The organism is Lentzea albidocapillata (assembly GCF_000719115.1).
Taxonomy (GTDB): domain Bacteria; phylum Actinomycetota; class Actinomycetes; order Mycobacteriales; family Pseudonocardiaceae; genus Lentzea; species Lentzea albidocapillata.
Genome location: NZ_JOEA01000023.1, coordinates 113,457 through 133,980 on the forward strand (window position 1 = coordinate 113,457; position 20,524 = coordinate 133,980).

The 20,524-nt window shown below is 66.0% G+C and carries 13 protein-coding genes and 2 pseudogenes; 6 read left to right on the forward strand and 9 right to left on the reverse strand.

What is annotated here, in order from left to right:
* Positions 1-33: 33 nt before the first annotated feature.
* The 3 genes from IG04_RS0133900 to IG04_RS0133910 are packed head-to-tail and all read right to left on the reverse strand — an operon-like array spanning position 34 to position 7,774.
* On the reverse strand, positions 34-4,971 hold the full coding sequence (locus IG04_RS0133900; RefSeq protein WP_051771228.1) for an SbcC/MukB-like Walker B domain-containing protein: 4,938 nt from the start codon (positions 4,969-4,971) through the stop codon (positions 34-36).
* 17 nt (positions 4,972-4,988) lie between these two features.
* On the reverse strand, positions 4,989-6,179 hold the full coding sequence (locus IG04_RS0133905; protein ID WP_144065761.1) for a DUF2398 family protein: 1,191 nt from the start codon (positions 6,177-6,179) through the stop codon (positions 4,989-4,991).
* A gap of 47 nt (positions 6,180-6,226) precedes the next feature.
* Positions 6,227-7,774, reverse strand: a complete 1,548-nt coding sequence (locus IG04_RS0133910; RefSeq protein ID WP_211257863.1) for a DUF2397 family protein — start codon at positions 7,772-7,774, stop codon at positions 6,227-6,229.
* A gap of 168 nt (positions 7,775-7,942) precedes the next feature.
* On the opposite strand from IG04_RS0133910, the gene IG04_RS44490 reads away from it, so the two are divergent.
* The 4 genes and pseudogenes from IG04_RS44490 (at position 7,943) to IG04_RS44495 (ending at position 12,451) form a co-directional block, all read left to right on the forward strand.
* Complete coding sequence (locus IG04_RS44490; RefSeq protein ID WP_051771233.1) at positions 7,943-9,460, forward strand: PIN-like domain-containing protein; 1,518 nt, start codon at positions 7,943-7,945, stop codon at positions 9,458-9,460.
* A 580-nt stretch (positions 9,461-10,040) separates the two neighbouring features.
* Positions 10,041-11,209: pseudogene (locus tag IG04_RS0133920) on the forward strand (IS3 family transposase).
* 484 nt (positions 11,210-11,693) lie between these two features.
* Positions 11,694-12,068, forward strand: a complete 375-nt coding sequence (locus tag IG04_RS0133925) for a hypothetical protein (protein WP_144065762.1) — start codon at positions 11,694-11,696, stop codon at positions 12,066-12,068.
* A gap of 32 nt (positions 12,069-12,100) precedes the next feature.
* Positions 12,101-12,451, forward strand: coding sequence for a DUF6355 family natural product biosynthesis protein (locus tag IG04_RS44495; RefSeq protein ID WP_051771235.1), 351 nt, complete (start codon positions 12,101-12,103; stop codon positions 12,449-12,451).
* A gap of 118 nt (positions 12,452-12,569) precedes the next feature.
* Here the strand turns inward: IG04_RS44495 and IG04_RS0133935 are convergent, their stop codons facing one another.
* The 4 genes and pseudogenes from IG04_RS0133935 to IG04_RS45815 all read right to left on the reverse strand — a co-directional run.
* Positions 12,570-12,800 carry a hypothetical protein gene (locus tag IG04_RS0133935; protein WP_211257864.1) on the reverse strand — a complete coding sequence of 77 codons (231 nt, stop codon included), beginning with the start codon at positions 12,798-12,800 and terminating at the stop codon, positions 12,570-12,572.
* A gap of 270 nt (positions 12,801-13,070) precedes the next feature.
* Positions 13,071-13,538 (reverse strand): carbonic anhydrase, encoded by a 468-nt coding sequence (locus IG04_RS0133940; RefSeq protein ID WP_030480830.1) that lies wholly within the window; start codon positions 13,536-13,538, stop codon positions 13,071-13,073.
* Positions 13,539-14,485: 947 nt separating this feature from the next.
* Complete coding sequence (locus IG04_RS0133950; RefSeq protein WP_084402226.1) at positions 14,486-15,973, reverse strand: AfsR/SARP family transcriptional regulator; 1,488 nt, start codon at positions 15,971-15,973, stop codon at positions 14,486-14,488.
* A gap of 619 nt (positions 15,974-16,592) precedes the next feature.
* Positions 16,593-16,727: pseudogene (locus IG04_RS45815) on the reverse strand (YciI family protein); the annotation flags it as partial.
* Positions 16,728-16,744: 17 nt separating this feature from the next.
* Here IG04_RS45815 and IG04_RS46840 point away from each other — a divergent pair.
* Together IG04_RS46840 and IG04_RS48750 are read left to right on the forward strand one after the other, a co-directional pair.
* Positions 16,745-16,906, forward strand: a complete 162-nt coding sequence (locus IG04_RS46840) for a hypothetical protein (protein ID WP_157513051.1) — start codon at positions 16,745-16,747, stop codon at positions 16,904-16,906.
* 90 nt (positions 16,907-16,996) lie between these two features.
* Complete coding sequence (locus IG04_RS48750; RefSeq protein ID WP_030480832.1) at positions 16,997-19,843, forward strand: helix-turn-helix transcriptional regulator; 2,847 nt, start codon at positions 16,997-16,999, stop codon at positions 19,841-19,843.
* 170 nt (positions 19,844-20,013) lie between these two features.
* On the opposite strand, the gene IG04_RS0133970 is transcribed toward IG04_RS48750, so the two are convergent.
* Positions 20,014-20,316, reverse strand: coding sequence for an integrase core domain-containing protein (locus IG04_RS0133970; RefSeq protein WP_084402228.1), 303 nt, complete (start codon positions 20,314-20,316; stop codon positions 20,014-20,016).
* 61 nt (positions 20,317-20,377) lie between these two features.
* Positions 20,378-20,524: IS3 family transposase (locus IG04_RS45820; RefSeq protein ID WP_084590036.1), on the reverse strand; the 147-nt coding region annotated here is incomplete at its 5' end.

Consider the following 20,524-nt stretch of genomic DNA (forward strand, 5'->3'; position numbering starts at 1 on the left):
CTTCGTCCTGTGCCAGGTGCGCTGGTGACAGGGTCACGGGGTGCTCGCCCCGACGACGAGGTCGAGCGTCAGCACTTGAGGTTCACCCCGGCCACTCCACAGCCATGGCACAGTGATCCGCTTCTTTCCAATGGTGACGACCTCGTGCAACACGACTCGCCCGGCCTCCTTCTTTATCATCGGCGTGATGAAAGGAGCGGTCGCCAGTACGTCGAACTGCCACGACCGCAGGAGTGCGAGCACCTGCCGCAGGTTGGGCTCGTCGAACGCAGCATCGATCTCGTCGATCGAGATCCACCGCGGCCCTCGATAGTCCGCTCCCGAGTACATCGACCACGCCGCTGCGAGCAGCGGCAGCATGGTCGCGAGCCGCCGCTCCCCCGTCGACAGAGTCTCCAGCGGGTTGGAGCGCGCGTTGACCTCGCGGAACCGCTCCTGGTTAGGCCCGGTGAACGACGCGTGGGTGACGGAGATCTTCCACTCGTGCCACGACCGGTAGTCGAAGGTGTGCGCGACGCGGTCCTTCCACGAATCGCCGGCCTTCTCGTTCATCCTGTTGCGCAGCACGGTGTACATGTCCTCGAAGACGTCGTCCGACTGCGGCAGGCCGATGAGCTTGACCATCCGTTTGGCGTCGTCCTCCTCCCGCACGACCCACTCGACCTGGACACCCACGTCGGCGACGCCCGTACGCACCTCCGCGAGGGTCCCGCGAATCTGGCGAACCAGCTCCTTCGCGGCGTCCATGCGCACCAGGATGTCCCGGCGGAGCTGAGTGAACAGGCTGGTCTTCAAGGTGCGCTTGACGTCGTCGCGCAGGTCTTCCTCCAGCTGCGCCGCGGTCGACTCCAGCTTCCCGACCGCGATGTGCAGGTCCTCGCCTCGTCCCGCGCCCGGATCCGCAACGACTGCGCGGCGCCAATCGGTTCCTTCAACGGTCTCCATCACGACCTGGCGGTCGAAACGAGCCAATGCGGTGCTGGTGGAACGGGCGGTCGATTCGAGCTGCGTCAGCGCACGCGCACGTGCTTGACGCAGCGTTTCCAGCCGATCGGATCCACCGGAATGGTGCTGCAACAGGCGTCTGGCCCAGCTGAGCGCTGCCGTGAGGTGGGCAGGTCTGCCGGCTTCGTCGCGGAGGTCCTCCGGCATGGTGGCCAGGCGTTCGTCGACGAGCTTCCCGATCTGCCGGACGCAGTCGTCGCGCCTGCGTTCAGCGGCCTCCCGTTGAGGTGCGATGCCTTCGAGGGTGGCGCGAGCGGCAGCCGCGGCCTCGCCGGCCTTCTTGTTCTCGTCACTCATCACCACGGCCGCGTTCTTCGTGCCGGCCAGTTCAGTTCCGATCTTCTCCCTAGTCGCACGAAGCTCCTCGTACTCGGCGCCGTGCAGCTGGCGTGTTTCAGCCAAGGTGGCCGCTTCCCGAACTGCGGTGAGCTTCGCAAGTTCCGCTTCGTCCTTGGCCCTGCCGGACGCCGCCGCGCGCTGCGCGGCCGTCGCTGCGACGATGCGTGCTTGCCGCACGAGTTCGGTGGAACGTTCGGCGGCGTGCCGCCAGAGTTCGACCTGGTGTCCCAGGCGTACGACACACGAGCCGTGCGCTTTCAACCCAACAGATTGTGTTGGCAAGAGACTTCGATCCGGCAGCGACGCCGCGTGGTTGAGTTCACGGAGCGCCTGCCGCACTTCCTCACCAGCATCACGATGGCGCTCGGCCGCGGCGAGCACAGCCGCGCCGGCCCGGCGGAGGTCTTCAGCGTTCCGGTCCTCCTCGGCGCCAGCGGCTCGGACGTCATCGAAGGCAGGAAAGGACTGCCGTTCGTCGTCCGCCTCGCGCTGCGCCCGCACCGCCCGATCCAACGCGTCGGACGCTTCCGCAGAACGCTGTGCGCGGTCGTCTTCCAAGCGCATGGCGTCCGCGGTCTTGCGCGCGGCCGTGTCAAGGATGCGCTCAGCGTGCCGAAGCCGTTCCACGGCGGCGGCGATGACCGCGACGCGTGCGGCGGCCGCAGACTCCAACGCGGCGTACTCCCGAGCTCGTGCCTGCTCGGCTTCCGCGATTCGGCGCGTCGTGCGGTTCAGCGTCGCACTCGCTTCGGACAGCAGCCGTGCCGCTTCTTCGCGAGCACCGATCAGCGCGGAGAATGACGGGAAGGAATCCCTCTCAGCCGCCGCGACGAGGATGTCAGACTCGCATGTCGCGACCTTTTCCTCCTCACGACTCAACGCGGCAACGGCCTCGTCCAGTTCCGTCTCCAGATCGGCGACGAGCCGCAGGCGTCGGCGTTCGCGGGTGGTGCGCCCGATGAACTCGGCCTGGTAGCCGTTCGGGGCGGCCGCGGTGAGCACACCCGTGCTGACGTGGCCGCGCTCGAGGAGGTGATCCGCCGGTATCGAACGCAGCAAGGCCTCAATGCGATCCGCGGGAACAGCAGGAGAAACCTCCAGCCGAAGCAGGTCGGCGAGACTGCGTCCGGTCACCGGGTTGTCCGCGGTGATGACGACATCGCCTGCCACCGCCACACCGTCAGGCGTCACGAGCGCATCGAGGAGCCCTGCGACCAGGAGAGCGCCCTCGATCAAGTCCGTCTCGGCGGGCGTAAGGTCATCAGCGAAGTCCACCAAGGCCCACAACGGCTCTCCTGGGCCGTCGTCACGCGTGCGCCACGGCGGCGGTGCCGGCGTTGGAGCCGCACGACGCGCCGCGAGCAGCCTCGACTCGACTCCGGTGACAACGGTTCGAGCACGCTCGACGTCCGTCCTCGCGGAGTTCAGGAAGACGTTGAGACGGCCGCTCGTCTCGTTGTGCTCCTGTTCCACCGCTAGGCGGGCAGTGAACGGATCGACCCCCGGTTCCGGCTCGGGGAGGGCGACCTCGGTCAGGAACCGCGCACCACCGCGCCACCGCAGGGCATCCTCCGCCCAGTTCACGGCGGAACGGTCCGCGGCGCTTCGTGCCTGAGCGGCAGCCAGGTCGGCTTGAGCGAGCTCTTGCTGCGCAACGGAAACCGCGGACTCGTACGTGCGGGTCGCGGCAGCGCGTCTCTCCTCGTCATCCTCCTCTTCGAGACGTGCTCGGTCGCGTGTGGACTCCAGATCGTGGGCCGTTGCATCGATCGTGGACACGGCCTCAGCTTCATCGCTCCGGGCTGCGACGAGTGCTTGCTGTGCTTGCTCCAGAAGGACTTTCGCGGTTTCCGCAGCCGTCAGACGACCGGCAGTGTCGATGCGGGAACGAGCGGAGTTCGCCGCGTCGGTGATCCACGCGCTGATCCGATCCAGCCGCATGCGGTCGCCCTCGGAAGTCGTCGATTCAACGACTTCTGCAGGCACAGCACCAAGATGCGTAGCTCGTTTTCCCCAAGCGGAGATCGCCTCGGTGAGCCGTCTCTCTGCGGCCTGCCGACCGGCCGCGGAGTGGTCCGCCCGCTGACGGCTCTCGTCTTCGACCCGTTCACATCGCCGCACATCCTCAGCACACGACCGCTCTTGTGCCTGTACTTCAGCGTGTTTGCTCAGGGCGTTCTCAACTCGCGAGACCTGATCCGTTCGCATGACCACCCACGCGAGTGGAGTGCTGCACGTCTGTTCGATGTCAACGGAGGCCAAAGCGTGCTCGTCCGAAGCGGTCAGCACCGCAGTCGCATCGAACAAGCGCTCAAGAGCCGCGTCGGCACCCACCTCACGTGATGCGGCTCTAAGCTCCTCCGTCAGCTGCGCCAGGTGGCCGATGCCTTCGTGTGCGTTGTCGGCGGCTGCAGTAGCCTGCTCGACCGCATTGACGGCGAGTTCTTCCGCTTCCTCGGCGCGGCTCAGAGCTCGCCCCGCTTCCACTTCAAGCTCGTGTGCCCGGCGTTCCAGCAGCGGCAACTCAGCACCTGCGTGGTCACGCAACGCCGCATCGGCCGCGTCGCGTCGCCCTTCGAGTGTGGAGATCTCGGAGTTCAACTCGTTGAGCCGCCGAGCTGTGTCGTCCTGGGTCTGTTTGGCCGCCTCCAATTTGCCGGTCGCGTCCCTGGTGCGGCGCGTCTGCGCGTCGAAGTCGGTGTTGGCCGCGGCGAGCTGCGCTGCTTCCAGTTCGACCACAGCGGAAACGTAGCGCTGGTAACGGTTGTCTGTGGCTACCAGTTGCTTGGCCTCGTAACGCATGTCTCCGAGCTGGGTCTCCAGTTCGGAGATCCGCTCCATGGCCTCACCGATGACGGTGAGTCGTTCAGAATCAAGTGCGGGGAGCGCCTCGGTGAGCACCGCACGCATCTGAGCCGGGGGAATCGCCTCAGCCGTTCGCAGGCTTCTGAGACTGCGCAACACGCCGACCAGCGCATCGAACTGAACCTCGTCCAGCGGAGCGAAGAGCCGAGTGCGCACGGCATTGCGGTAGCCGGGTTCGTCACCGATCGCGGTGAGGTGCCCGGACGCTTTCGATTTCAACGACGCGACCGACGTGAACAGTTCTCCGTCCGCAGTGGCAAGTTGAGCAGCCAGTTCGTCAACACGCACCGGGTTTCCCTGCTGGGCCAGCACGAGCTCCTGGCCGACCCGGCCCGGTGCGATGAAGAACGCCCTCTGGAGGTTTCCGCTCACCGCCCGCAGCCACAACCCGGTGGTCAGGTAGGTCTTCTCACCGGTGGCCTCGTCTCGCATTCCATACTCGAGCCACCAGGCGCCTGTCCGGTCCTCACGGTCGTTGCGATCGGTGTGCCTGCTGGTCAGCGTGCCCGCAGCCTTGCCTGACACCGACAACGCGGTCTGGGAGGTGTCACCGTCAATCAGGAGGGTGACCAGCATCGACGCCGTCAGCGACTTGCCTGATCCGTTCGGGCCCGTGAGCGTCATCCAACCGTCCGCGAACACCAGCAACTCGTCGGCCCACGCCCACGAGTTGACCGCGCCGGCGCGAGTCGGCTGCCAGCGGCCCTCTGCGGCAGGTTCACCGACGACGGGCTGATCACGCACCGCGGTCAACCTCGTCACAGGATGATCTGTAATGCTCATCGCTCGACAACCTCCCCCGTGTTCGTCGCACTGCGGCGTACGGCCACGCGCCAGAAATGAATGCCCGCAGTGGGCTGCCAAGTGTCCTGTGACACGGGCGCCAGCAGCGCAACCGCCACCAGTTCAGCGGCAGCGGCCCTCGCCAGCGCCGGCAGGCGGTCCTCGTAGGCGGCGGCCCAGCGCGGCTGGCCAACTCGCACGTCTTCGAAGAGCGCGATCATCTCCGACATGTGCATCTCGCCGAGCGGGTCCGCTCGGTGTTTCACCGCGTCCAGCAAAGCGAGCGCCGCCTGCCGCTCGTTGCGCCTCCCGTTGGGGAAGTCGATCGCCGTACCGACCCCGGTGGGATCGGTCGTCTCCCACCAGTCACGACGCGCGGTCGTTGTGAACCCAAGCGCGGTGATCACTTCGAGAGCGCGATCGCGGCCCGCCGGCGTCGTCAGGTACGGAGTTGCGGCACGGCTGTCGAACGGGTCGGTCGCGGGATCGTCGATCAGGCGGCGCACCGCGAAAAACCTCCGGGCGTCGAGCGTCGGTTCGTCGTCCACATCGTCAGCGAGCGCCTCCGAGGAAAGGGCATCAGCGTGCCGCTCCACAGCCATGCTCTCCAGCCCTAGGAGCGCCGGCGAGAGCGAGGAGAACTTCTGTGCCAGGCGTTCCCGGGAAGCACTCACCACCATGTCGGTCTCGTCGTCGCCGAGTGCCCGGTCGAGATCCGCATCCACGGTGATCGATCCCTCGTTCACGAGAATCTTGAGCGCGTCCACGAGGTTGCCCCGGTTCGATCGGGCTTCCGCCTTTCCCGCACCATCAGCGGCCACGATCCGAAACTGGGGCAGTCCACCCACTGAAGCCTCGGCCGCGCACACCTGAGCGATGCTCTGCATCAGTTCCCGCAGGCTCATCCTCGGCCTTCGCCAGAGCTGCTCGCAGACGAGCGCGATGAGGACCAGCACCTGCTTCGGCGCGAGCGACGCGGGCCGCCCATCGCGGGGCACCATCGGGCCTCGATCCTCAGGCACGTCAACGCGCCGTTTGTGCAGTCTCACCAGTTCGGCGGACTCGTCGACCTCCACCACCCAGCCGAGCTCGGACTGGAAGAACTCGGTCAGTTCGCGGCGTCCCTGCACCGCCGCGCGGTACAGCTCCACATCCTGTTCAGCGCGGATTCGGCCGGTGGCGATCATCTTCCGCGCGGGTTCCCGCAGCTCCGGCGCCAGCGCACGCGGGGAGCTCACGCGGTCCCATCCTTCTTGACGAGGTCGGCAGCGCGCCGCACTCGTATCCGGATGTCCGGCGCTGCGAGCACACCGTCGCCGGCCAGCCGTACCTGCACGACCTTGCCTGGTGTCCCTAGGCGGACAAGAACTTCCAAGCTCGCGCCATCCGCGTACGCCTGTCCGCATCCGGTCACCGGGTCGAGCCGGGTCAGCGCGACCTCAACCGCACGCAACAGGACAGCGGCCGCATCTGCCGCGACTCCCGAGAAGTGGTCAAGGCCCACCTCCGCATCAGTCACGAGCAGGCCGGCCAGCCGGCTCCGTTCGGCTGCCTGTGACATCGCGTCGTTCATCGCGCTCTCACGCTCTTGGCTCGTGTCCACAACCTTCCGCGGGCGTCCACTCGGGTTCCCGTGCCGCTCGTGTTCGCGCAGGGTGACCTCGACGTGGTGCCGCGCACGACTTCCCGCGGCCGTGCCCGACAGCACGTCCTCCTCTGCTTCGCGGGTCACGGCGTGCCATGCGGACCAGTCACCGAACGCGGCCGCGTACACGCGCCGGGCCTCGCCGTCGTTTGCCTGTCCGTGCAGGCTCCTGGCCAGAATGCGGAAATCGTGTCCGAGATCAGATCCCCTGCGGCGGGCGCTGTAGCGGCGATCGATGGCGACCAGCAACGTGTGCACGGCGCCGGTGGCGGATTCGATCAACTGATGGATCGTGCCGTCGGGCTGAAACCACGCGCCGAGATCAGACAGCCTTCGCACACGCTCTTCGATCCAGTTCTGCTGGTCGGCGGCGTCGATCAAACCCGCATGGTGCACGGCCGCCTCCACAACGGCATGGAAGCCGACTGCCCACAGATCATCGAGGGCCGACTCCACCCGCCTCAGAGCTCTTCCGTACTCGCGCGGGAACTGACGCAACGCCTCGATGACCCTGTCGCGATTCGCTCCGAAGACGTCGTCATCGGTGACGTCGGACTGGACCATCTGTGCAAGCGCCGAGTAGAAGTCAGCCGTTACACGTTGAAGTTCGTCGACTCGCGTCCGCACGTCGTTGAGATCGGCCGGAAGCCTCCCACAGTCGTTCTCGACATGATCCAGTAGCGCACGCACTGTGCTCTCGACACCATCGAGCAACCTGCTAGGCAACTGCAGCGCACGCCGTGCATCGACCACCGCGAGCCGAACCGCCGCAACGACACCTCTGCCTTTGCGGGTCAGCGCCCACGACTCCTGCCGGACGATCACGCCGCGAAGGCTCCTCACGGGCGCCGCATAGTCACGAAAGGGCTCTGCGAACCCCCACTTTGCGAGTTGGTCGAGCGCTGACCTCAGATCGTTCTCACCCAACGGATCGTGGTACCCGACCAACTTCGCCTGGAGCGCGATCTCACTGAGAGTCGACATCGGAGCACGCGTGGAGAGCTCTTCAAGAGCTGCGAGCAGAGCTGTGTAGCGTTCACGAACGAGGTCGTCCGGCTGGGAAAATGCCGTCCAGTCGCGCGCCTCGACCTCCTGCCACCATCTCCTCGGCTCCCGCAACCGCGCCCCCTCGGTCACCTGCTGACGGGCTGTACGTCGTCAATACCTACCAAATCCGTTACGACGAACACATCCAAACCGCACATATTCCACGTGGGCAGTAAGAGTCGTTGACTCTCGCGGTATCGCCCACAAGCCGCATGAAGATCGATAGCCTGTTCGCGATCCGCGTTCTGAGGGGGGCCCGTGGAACCAAACGTCTCGTCGACGGTAGGAGGGATCTTCGACGGGTTCGAGGACTACCGCACGCCGAGCGATGACGACTACCGCCGCATCTTCAAAGCCGGCCTCGTGGTCTTCGACGCGAACGTGCTGCTGAACCTCTACCGGTTCAACAGCACCACTCGGCGCGACCTCATAGCGGTGATGCAGGGCCTCGGAGGGAACCTGTGGATCCCGCACCAGGTCATGCGGGAGTTCTGGCGCAACCGGGAGTCCACCCTCGACCGCCTCAACGATGGCCCAAGAGAATCTCTCGAGCTGCTCGAGAAGGCGAACAAGACCGCGGAGAACGCTGTGTCGGCGTGGAGCAAGAAGATTGCTTTGGACGACGCACGCAAGTCCGACCTCATGGACAAGCTGGAGACAGCGTTTCGGACGGTACGCGAGGCGATGATCGCGCAGGCGGCTGACGATGCCGCGGAACACGCCCGAGACACCAATGCAGACACTATCCTCAGCACCTTGGCGTCAACCCTAGCGAACCGAGTCGGATCAGCGTTGCCCTCCGAAGATCACGCTGCGGCGCTCATCGAGGCCGAGCGCCGAATCGCGGCGCAGGAACCGCCTGGGTTCCTCGACGCCGACAAGACGAACGAAGACCTACGAGCCGGTGATTACCTCGTCTGGGAACAGCTCCTCCGCGAGGCTGAGCAACGCAAGTGTGACGTGTTACTGGTGACGAGCGACGTGAAGGACGATTGGTGGTCCAGGGTCAAGAGCGACCTACGAGGCCCTAGGCCGGAACTCGCCGCAGAGTTCCGGGAGCGGGCGGGCTCCCGGTTCTTCATGCTCACCCCGTCCGAGTTCGTCACGAAGGCTGCCGCACTGACGAGTGTGAGTGTGAATCCGCGATCAGCCGCGGACATCGAGCGAGTCGGGAACCCACTCAACGATCCGCTCCCTGCCGATGTCGCCTTCGAAGTCGTCGAGCGCTTGTTCAACCACGCCATTGCCGTGAACTGGCACAACCTCAGCGGATCGGCTCGGATGCGGGATCTCAGCGCTTTGGTTGACGACCCAGCAATCGGCGGCGTACTGCAGAATTACTTCACCCTCGAGGGCACGCGAGCTTGGATGAAGGATACTCTAAACCGCCACTTCAACTACGCATTGAAAGGTTTTGGGCGATATCAACACCTCGTCCGCATGCGGCATCAGACACCGCAAGAAGTCATTGCCGCAGCTTGCGGGCCAAGCTGGTACGTGGTGCCCGATTCCCAAGGCCTCAGGCCGTACCACTGCCTGGCATCTGACGGATCAAATTCCAGGTACGTCTGCTGGGGACCCGAGCGCTCCTTCAGAGATCTACTGTTCGCCGCCATGAACAACCACTCAACCGAGCAGGAGCGATCCGCTGTCGTCATCCTGCACGGCGATGCTGTCGACAATGCCCAGCACTATCGAGATATGGCCACTCAAGCAGGTGTAGATCTCGTTTTCCTGGAGGAGGAACTCAAGCTGAATCTCGACTATGCCCCCTGAACAGGCTGATTCTGCCTGTTCAGAGCTCCACGACCTTCATGCGCCGGCGAACAACGAGTTCAGTGCCCTTGATCACTTCAAGCGCACCGACACCATCCCAGGTAATACTCAAGTCTACGTACTTCGTTCTGCAGCGAGTGCCTCGAAGACCAGCACAACTAGACCAACAGACATGCTGAAGCGAGGAGCTCGAAACCTCGACTGGTAGTAAAACCGGTAGCTGAAACAGGCCGTCTCCAGCGAGACGAATACAACAGCCTGGGATGCTCCGCGGCCGTTCACGCAGGTTAGGGCAGCCCTGCTGAGACCGACGCAACGGCCTGACACTCGGCAGGATCCGTTCACACCGAAGAGGTCACTGGTTCGATCCCAGTATCGCCCACAGTGTGTTTTACCTGATCAGACGGCCTGTCGATGGATTCCATCGGCGGGCCGTTTGTCGTTGCGGGGAGCAAATGGGGAGCACGGCCTGATGAACACATTCGCGATACCTAAGCGTTCATGCCGCTGATGACCTGCCCTACTGGATGGGTTCCGAAGTTGGTGGCTAACTGGCGGCCTGTTCGAGAGGCTGTGCACTGTGCCCCGTGCGTACCCCGCCGAGTTCCGAGCGCGTGCCGTCGCGCTTGTTCGGGCTGGTAGAGAGCAGAAGCAGACTGCTGCCGACCTGGGTATCCATCCGGTGACGTTGTCGAAGTGGGTCAAGCAGGACCGGATCGATCGGGGTGAGATTCCCGGCACCCCGAGCAGCGAGTCCGTCGAACTGCGTGCCGCTCGACAACGGATTCGGGAGCTGGAAACCGAATTGTTGATCGTGCGTCAGGCAGCGACGTTCCTGGGGACGGATCGCCCTCGCCCAAAAGGTTCTACCCGGTGATCGACAGGCTTGCCGACGCCGGGATCCCCATTGACCGATGCTGTCGCGTCCTCGGGATCGCCAGACAGAACTACTACAAAGCCAAACGAACTCCGACGACGCCGACCGAGCTACGACGTCGCTGGCTGACCGGCGTGATCCGCGAAGTGCACATCGCCTCTCGTGGTACCTACGACCATCGACGGGTCCACGCCGAACTCACTCTGGGCATGGGCGTCACCGTCTGCGAACGCACTGTCTGGCAGCTGATGAACCAGGCCGGCCTGCACGGCCTCCCCGGTCCAGCACGAGTCAAACGACTCCGCGGTGTGGCCACCGCCGACGACCTGGTGAACCGCAAGTTCCATCGACTGAAACCGAATGAACTATGGGTCACCGACATCACCCAGCACAGGACAAGAGAAGGGTGGCTCTACTGCGCGGCCGTTCTGGACACGTTCAGCCGTCGAATCGTGGGCTGGTCGATCGACTCCAAACAGGACTCAACCCTGGTAGTCAACGCACTCGACATGGCCATCCGAAACCGGCGCCCCGAGCCCGGCGGCATCGTCCACGCCGACCACGGAACCCAGTTCACCTCCTGGGTCTTCGGCGAAAAGATCCGCTCAGCCGGTCTGCTGCCATCATTTGGAACAGTCGGTGACGGCCTCGACAACGCGATGATGGAATCCTTCTGGTCATCGATGCAGATCGAGCTACTGAACCGTCAACGATGGAAGACCCGCGTGGAGCTGGCCAACGCGATCTTCGACTACATCGAGATCTTCCATAACCGCCGCCGACGGCACTCCGCCCTCGGCTACCTCACCCCAATCGAGTACGAACTACCAAGGGCTTCGGCAGGATTCCGACTGTCTGGTGCGACCAACTGAGGCGATGACCGACAACGAGGTGTCGGCTACAACGACTGGAGCTGTGGTTCAGGCTGGCGTGATCCGTGGTGACGTGCACGTCGGTGGCACACGGGTGTCGCCGAAGCAGTATTGGCAGGCACGTGGTCACGCCGCGCTTGCCCGCGTCCACGCCGCGCTCGGCGTTCCTGCGGTGGCTGAACAGCACCGCCTGCGCTCTGAAGGGCTCTGTGATCTGCTTGGTCTCTCATGGGAGGAACTCGACCAGCCCCCTCGGCGGACGGCCTGTCCTGACAGAACCCCCGATGCGTCGCGTAGCACGGCGGCGACACGCTGGTGACACGCGCGGCGTGAATGATCCGATGGTGAAGGACCGACTGCGGCCCGGCTCGAAGAGCAGGTGGAGTTGGTGCTTTCGATGTTGACGCATTGCCTGCTTCACGTTCGATATCAATAGCCGAACAAGACTGGGGACACGTTGCAATTCAAACGAAAGCTCGCCACTTTGCTTTCATCGCTGGCGATCACCATGGGGGCAGCCGGTGTCAGTTCTGCGGCAGAGGCCGCTGAATCGGTGGTTTTCACCGACGGCTGCACCACGACGAGGGTGTACTACACGAAGTTTTCCCTCGTCGATCGTGTCACCCTTGACAGGGTGGACATCTTCAACGCTTGTTATTTCACGATCACCAACGCGCGTGTGCACATCTTCGGCCCTCCTGGCACAATCGACACCTGGGATACCAAATATCCCAACTTCCCGGCAAGGGCCAAGCGTGAGTACTTGTACCAGTACGGGTTCGCGAAGGGGACGCTTATCTGCGGAGACATCTGGCGCGGGACCGAGCTTCTCGGCCGCGACTGCCATCCCCTCAGTTGACCGAAGTATCGATACAGGAAGGGTGCCGAGTAATGATCGCGCGTAAATTACTGGTTCTGGTCACGGCAATGATCTCTGCCCTGGCGTTGGGAAGTCTTCCGGCATCAGCCCAAGACATGAGCGTTGCGGCTTGTGGGTTCTGGAAGGACAGCCCTAAGGCCTACTACACGCATTGCACCAGCGACGGGTCGAAGATCTGGATCCGCGTGGACGTGCGCGGAGGTGAGTGGTGGGACGAGTGCGTCCCGCCAGGAACAACGCGACTGGAGGCGGACTTCTGGGGTATGGACCCCGGCAGGGTGACCAACGCCTACTACAAGGGCATCCTCTGTAACGACCCTGGACTGATGCGCTTTCACGACGGACGCATGGCGCATCGGTGAGCGGCCTGATGCAGGCAGGGTGGCCGCTTTGATCAACACGCTCGGTTGATGGACGGGAAATCGTGAAGGCCCACGCTGATCTGAGAGTGCGGGCCTTCACGCGCCAGTTTGTCGGGGCTTAGCAGCGGTGATCAGTGAAGAGTGAGCGGGGTGGCGGACGCGACATGGGACGGTCTTCCGGGTCGCGGACGTAGTAGAGGCCGGTGATGTGGGTGTCCTCGACGCGGAGCGCGATGACGCCGTCGATCTCTCCGTCGAGACGAAGCCACGGTGCCGGGTTGCCGTTGACTGCGGTCGGGTGCACGGTGAGGGTGCCCTGGAGCTTGTCGATGCCGCCGTCGGCGAACATGCGGACCACCTGCTCGTCTCCGGTGACCGGCCGCAGCGCGGCGTGTTGTCGAGGACAAGGTCGCCGTGTGGCTCGCGTCCGACGGCGGTGCCCAGGTGGCCACGCCGGAGGGGTCGAGTCGGTGCCACAGCAGCGCCAGGCACCGGAGCAGGAACGCACGAAGGTTCCCGCGAAGGAGCGCTTCGACGTCGAGTGCTCGTGGATCGGCACCTGCTGTCCTGCGGGTGAAACTGCTGGAGCCGCCCCGTTCTCGGGGCGGCTCCTCGCTTTCTAGGCCGGTGCGGGCACCGGTTCGAGCCCGTTGCGGTCCGGGTCCACCAGGTACACGCGGGCGTTCAAGATGTCGAAGTACATGCCCTTCAACGAGAGCGTGCCCGCCGCGATCGCCTCCCGCACGCTCGGGTGGCCGAGCAGGTTGTCCAGCTGCTGCGCCACGTTCGCGACGGCGAGCCGGTCGGCCACCGGCAGCTCCGCGCAGCCGGGCGCGGTGGGAGCGTGGAAGCGGATCAGCGACGGTTCGGCGTTGCGCAGCCACGAATGCAGGTGCGAGCCGCGGGAGGCGCCGCCGTTCACCAGCGCCTTCATCGCGCCGCAGTCGGAGTGTCCACACACGACCACCGTGCCGACGTTGAGGATCTCGACCGCGTACTCGATCGCGGCACCCACCGACCGGTCGTCGGAGCCGTGCATTATCTCGTCCGACGCGGCACCACCGTTCGGTGGCGCGTCTTTCGGCATTGCAGCATCCTTCCTTCCATTCTCGATCCCGCTGCCGCCCTTCCCATGTGAGCAGGCTTTCCCTGACTCGGAGACCTACGGCGGCTCCGCCCCGCCCCAAGCCGATCGGTGGTCGGCGCACCCAACCTGTCAATCCACATTGGACATAAGGCTACGGGTGAAGTCCAGGACGGTTCCCGTGTTCACTGTGGTTCGCTCGGCGAAGTAGGAGCCCGACTGTCCCAGCAGCATCGCCACGAGTACGCCGCAGACCTTCCTCGTGGCCTCCCGGGCAGCATCGGCAAACCACCCCAAGAGTTCCCCAACCCCTTCGCCGGATCGGGTTCGCACCGCCTCCGGCCAGATCCGCCAGGTTCGAGCCGGTGCAAATTTGAGGGACGTAAAACGCCGGTTCCTCGCGTGCTCCTCTCCGTCACGCTCACCGGGCCCGCACCATCTGGCAGTGCTGACACGTCCCGGCTTTGTCAGGGCTGCTCCCGCCCTCCCCGCGCCACCCGGACCAGGTTGCCTCCAGCTTCACCATCCTGCTGCGACAGGATCAGCGGCGAAGGTCTTCCACCTCCGCTCGAATCAACAGCGCCTCACGGCGCAAACCGAACGTTCTACAGTCCCAATTCTGGCGTCACGGGGTTGCTTGCGGTGGGAGCATCGATGTGCTCGGGAGGAGCGCCTTATGCCGGCCCTGTCGAAGGTCGAGCTCTACGCCGCCATCCGCCGGGATGCCCGTGCAGGGCTGTCCGTACTTGCGCTGCAGCGCAAGTACGGCGTCGGATGGCGAACCGTCGACAAGGCGCTGGCCTCGGCCTGGCCCGAGCCGCGTAAGAAGTATCCGGCCCGGCCGTCGAAGCTGGACCAGTTCAAGCCGGTCATCGACGAGATCCTGCGGGTTGATCTGGGCGCACCCCGCTCACCCACGACTTCTTCCGCCAAGCCAGCCCCGCAACCCGTTACCTGCCGTAATCCGTGCTGCGGACGAACTCACCCGTGGAGCCCGTGGCCAACCCGCCGCCGACGCGGCCCAAGATCGACTCGGCCGCCATCCGCAGCGCAAGCGGCAACCGGGCACACCGACCGACCAACGTACATGCTGCTACAGGGTGGGTGTCGATTTGATCGCCGAGCAGAGTGCGCAGCAGTTCCAGCGCCTCCTCAGTGGACAGCAACCCGACCTCGATCCGCCTGGCACCCTCGCGAGCCACTAAACCGGACAGCGTGTCCCTGCTGGTCACCACCACCAGGCACGACCCGGATCCTGGCAGCAATGGTCGCACCTGGTCGGCGGTGTGGGCGTTGTCGAGCACGACCAGCATCCGCCTGCGGTCCAACAGCGTTCGCGCCAGGGCTGACCGCTCGGCCACGTCTGGTGGGGCCGCCGCGCCCAAGGCCCGCAATATCCACGCCAGCACTCGGGTGGGGTCTACGGGCTCGTCGGCTCCGCAGCCGCGTAGGTCGACGTAGAGCTGTCCGTCGGGAAAGCGATCCCGCACGCGGTGAGCCCAGTGCACCGCCAGCGCTGTCTTGCCTGTTCCGGCCGCACCGTTGAGTACCACGACAGGCAAAGGGTTGGTGTTCGCTGGGTCACCCGGAAGCAGATTGTCGAGCCTGGCGAGCAGGTCCGCCCTCCCGCAGAAGCCGAACACGTCTGCGGGAAGCTGTGCTGGCACCGAGGCTGCTTCGGGATTTGCTGGCGGGCTGGTGATTTCTCCTGTCAATATGCTGCGGTGCAGGTCTCGCAGCTCTGCGGAGGGTTCGACGCCCAACTCGTCGCGTATCAGGCGGTGGACGGTCCGGTAGCTCTCCAGCGCCTCGGCCTGCCGCCCGGACCGGGCCTGCGCCTGCATCAACTGTGCCCAGAACCGTTCCCGCAGCGGGTATTCCCGCACCAGCTCCCGCAGTTCGCCGATCAAGGCGGTGTGCCGACCCAACCGCAGTTCCGCCTCGATCCGGTTCTCCTGTGCCTCCACCCGCTGTTCTTGGAACACCGGCACAACCTCACGCACCAAGCGCTGTGCCGACACGTCGAACAACGGCTCACTCCGCCACAGCCCCAAAGCCTTCTGCCACAACCTGGCCGCCTCGCCAACCCCCGCCGCAGCCCGGGCTTGCCGCGTCAACCTATGGAAGTCGTGCAGATCCAGCTCACCGTCATGTACCCGAATCATGTAGCCGCCATCGGATCGCTCCAAGCGCCCGACGACCCCACCGGACTCCAGCGCACGTCGCAGCCGCATCACGTAGCCGCGTAGCGTCGTGCGCGCGTCACGTGGCGTCGTCGAATCCCACAGCCAGCCGGAGAGCGAGTCGATCGGAACCGGCTGGTTCGCCCGAAGCAGCAGACACGCGAGCAGGCTGCGTAGCATCCCTGGGGGAATCGGCACAGGAACACTGCCGCGCCGTACCTCGACCGCTCCCAGCAGTAGGAACCGAACCGTCATGACCGAACCTTCCCCCTGGCCACCATGTCCGACGCACCATGTTTCGCCGACCCGAGCCGTGTCGTCCGATCGCCGTACGAATCCCCGATCAACCGGACCACCTGGTCGCGAGTCGGCGGCACCGCCCGCCACCCGATGTGCCGAGGATGCGGTCGTTCTGGAATACAGGGAGCGCCAATGACGTTGTTGACGCCTTGAAACCGCAGGACACCTGGTTGTGCCGTGCTGATGCCGTACAACTCGCCTTCGCGGACTGACTGGGCTCGACTACGCGGGTTCCGATCAGACACCAGGGCTCCCACCCCTGCAGACGAGGAGAAGCGCGCCGACGGCGTGTGCTCGACCTCGAACAGCCACAACGCGGCGTGCGCGGTCTTATCAAGCAGACAGCGTCCGCCACCGTGAGGGGCACCACGAGTCGTGTCTCGTCTATGAATTGGTGACCATCATGTTGCGCGCCAGCGTGATTTTGGCGTGGACGCCGGTGTCTCCGCCCGGCCGCGCCTTGAGGCTTGGCCGTGCAGACAGCCTCGAACCAGGCTGTCATGATCCGCGTCCCATCTCCGGTCCGCATCGTTGCCTTTCGGTAGGTTCGCAGCCGGTCGGCGGCCGTGCGTCGTCAGAGCAGGGCGCGGACCTCGACGCCGCCTCTGGTGTTGCTCGGATTGCGGCTGGCGATCTCCACCGCGTGGTCGTCGTCGCGGGCCTCGATCACCGCGATGCCAGCCGGCACCTCCCATGTGTCGTGGAAGGGACTGTTGGAGGGTGGTGGTGCCGCGGGTCAAGCGGCCACGCGCCGTGCCGTACGTAGGCGGCGAGCTCGTCCGGCGGGAAGTTGGCCAGATCCCCGGCGCCGGGGCGTACATCAGGATCGCGTACCGGGGCATGGTGCTCGCCCCCTGCGGCGTCGTCATCGGCGTCCTCCGTGAGTGAAACAGCTCTCCGGAAGCCTTCCTGCTGGCAGAGTAATGTCGCATCACGTGTTCACGTGAGTTCGAGGTCCGGTTTGAAGGAGGACCGCGGGTGACGAGCACGGCCTTGGTGGGCCGCGACCAGGAGTTGGCGGCGGTTCGCGCCGCCTACGAGCGGTCGCGGAGGGACCGGCCGATCACCGTGCTGGTGTTCGGCGAGGCTGGCATCGGCAAAACGCGCCTGGTGGCCGCCGCGACCGAGTCCTTGACCGGAGACCCGCTGGTGCTGACCGGTGGCTGCCTGGAGCTGGGCGCGGGCGGGCCGCCGTACGTGCCCTTCGTCGCGATCCTCCGCCAGCTCGTCCAGGATCTCGGCACCGCTGCCAGGGACCTGGCCACCGAGGTGACAACCTGGCTGACGGGCGAGCAGGCAAACCCGCAGGCGGCCAGCCGCGGCAGTCTGCTGGAGAAGCTGGTCCACCTGTTCGGCCGGATCGCCGCGCGGCGGCCGCTGGTACTGGTCGTCGAGGATCTGCACTGGGCGGACGTGGCGAGCCGGGAGCTGTTCGTCTATCTGGCCCGCAACCTCGGCTCGTCCGGGGTACTGCTCGTCGGCACGGTCCGCACCGGGGAGCTGGATCTCACCCATCCGATGCGCCAGGTAATCGGCGAGCTCGGCAGGCGCCCGGACGTGGTCGAGATCGAGCTCGGTCCGTTGACCAGGTCGCAGGTCGCCGAGCACCTGTGTCAGCTGGGCAACACCGCACCCGACCCGGCGACGGTCGCCGAGCTACATGTCCGCGGCGGCGGGAACCCGCTGTTCGTCGAGGCCCTGTGGGACGCGGGGGACAGCGCCGCTGACACCCTTAAGGCCCTGTTGCTCCAGCGGGTCGCGCGGCTTCCCGAACCGGCGCGAGAGGTGCTGTCGGTGCTCGCAGTCACCGGTTCCGGTGCCGACGACGAGCTGTTTGGCGAGGTCGCGGAGCTGCCGGACCGCGAGCTGGAGTCGGCGCTGCGGGTGCTGGTCGACCGGAGTCAGGTGACCGTGGTCGGCGACCGCTACGTGATCCGGCACGAACTGATCCGCGAGGCCGTGTACGCCCACCAGCTGCCTGCTCGGCTCAGGCGGTTGCACGCCAGGTGCGCGACTGTGCTCGCGCGGCGTGCGTCCTGCGACGCGGCCGAGCTCGCCAGGCACTGGTACCTCGCGGGCAACCGGCCTGCGGCCTTGCGTTCGGCATTGGCGGCGGCGACGCGATCTCGGGTGCGGTTCGCCTACGACGAGGAGCTACGGCAGCTGGCGCGGGTCGTTGAGCTGTGGCCACTCGTGCCGGATGCGGCCGAGTGCACGGACACGGACCTGGCCTCGGTGCACGAGCAAGCCACGTTCGCCGCCATGGACGCCGGTGCATCGACGGCCGGCCGTGAGCATGCCGCGGCCGCGCTAGCGCTGCTGGATGCGGGTGCCGAACCCGCGCGTGCCGCACTCTTGCTCGCCTACCGGGGACTGCACGAGAACCGGACCGACGCGAACGGGCTCGCCTGCGCGGCTGCCGCCGTCGCACTCGTGCCGCCCGGAGTCGCCGACGACGTCCGGTGCCGGGTGCTCGTGATTTCCGCCACCCTGCATGTGATGGCCGACGACCCAGGGCCCGCGCATGCGCACGCCATGGAGGCGGTCGAGTTGGCCCGCAGGCAGGGCGACGACACCAGCTGGTCGAGGGGGCTCGCCTGCCTGGGGTTGTTCGATGCCTGGGCAGGTGACCTGGATGCGGCACGTGGCCGGTTCGCCGAGGCGACCCGGCTCGCCGCCGCAGCCGACGCGGACGCGGACGCGGACGCGGCCATGCTGCAGTGCCACTCCTGGCATTGCGAAGTCCTGCGCACGGCGGGTGACTACGCGGGCGCGGCCGAGGTTGCCCGGCGTGGGCTCGAGCACGCGGAGCGGGTCGGCCAGGTGCGAGCGCGAGGCACCATCCAGGCCGTCAACCTGGCCGACGCGCTGCTGCCGCTCGGCCGGTGGGACGAGGTTCTCGAGATCGCCGACGACGCGCTGTCCCGCCGCCCGGCCCCACTGGTCGCCGCCGGGCTGAACTACATGGTCGCGATGGTCTCCACCGCCCGGGGCGATATCCCGGCCGCGGCCCAGCGCCTCGACGCGATCGAGTCGGGCATCGAGAGCAGTTCCGACGCAGGCCCGTTCCTGCTGCCGTCCCGGCTGCTGCGCTGCGATCTCGCGCTCGTCGAGGGCGACCCCGAGCACGCCGACCGTGTACTCGGGGCCATACTCGCCAACGGCCCGGCTCTTGTCGCGGTGGAGTACCGAGGTTTCCAGACCGCGCTGGTCGGCGCCCGGGTCCAGCGCGCCCGCCGTGCCGCGGCGCCCAGGAATCGCGCGATCGCAACGTCGGTGCGGGCCCGCTGGATGCGGCTGAGGGCGTTGCTGGACCAACTCGAGGCGCGGACCCCGGAGAACTTGGCGTGCCGGCTGACGTTCGAGGCGACGGCGAGCAACAGGCTTCCCGACTGGGACGCGGCCACGAGCGCGTGGCGTGCGCTCGCCGCGCGGTACGAGCTCGCCCAGTGCCTCACTGCGGCCGGAGAAGCCGCACTCGCCGACAGCAACCAGTCCGGTGCGCGGCTGCGGCTCGCAGAAGCCCACGACATCGCTGCCACGCTGGGCGCGGCCCCGCTGCTGTCCCGGCTGTCAGACCTCGCGCGGCGGGCCCGTCTCACCAAGCCAGAACCGGCCCCGGTCGGTAACGGGATCGGCCTCACCGCCCGGGAGCTGGACGTGCTGAGGGTACTGGCGCGCGGGCGGACAAACGGCGAGATCGCCAACGAGCTGTTCGTCTCGGTGAACACCGTCGGCGCGCACGTGACGCGCATCTACACGAAGCTGTCGGTGAACTCGCGGACAGAGGCCGTGGCAGTGGCCCACCGCGTGGGCCTGCTCTGATCCGAGACCCTCATCGCCCACATCGGGACACGATTGTCCCGGTCGACCCGGCCACCATGCTGCACCGGCACTGCACCGCCGGGTTCGCCACTGCCGAGACCACGTTGGGCAGCCAAGTCACGGCTCGAGGCGGTAGATGAGGTTGCCCCCAGGAACCGGACACCGGGGTTTCATGCCACGAGGGCGAGATCTTGACGATAGCTCATGTGGGTTTCGCGGGGCGTCCGGTAGTCGAGTGTCGAATGTAGACGGTCGTGGTTGTAGTAGCCGAGGTAGGCGAAGACGGCTCGTCGGGCGTCATCTCGGCTGGCCCAGACCTGGGTTCCGATCTCGGTTTTGAGGGTGGCGAAGAACGATTCGGCGACCGCGTTGTCGTAGCACGAGCCGACACGCCCCATCGACGGACGGATGCCTGCGGCGTCGAGCGTGCCGCGGAACTCGGCCGAGGTGCACTGACAGCCCCACTCCGACAGAGGCTGTCAGTACACCTCTGGGGTTGCCCCGTTTTGACGGACAGGGGTTGATGAGGTGTGATCACGCTACCTGATCGACTGGCTGATGTCGGTTAGCTTCGTAGGTGGTGGGGCTGAGGTAGGCGAGGCTGGAGTGCCTGCGGCGGGTGTTGTACCAGCCCTCGATGTATTCGAAGATTGCCTTGTGTGCCTTGGCCTTCGTGGGCCA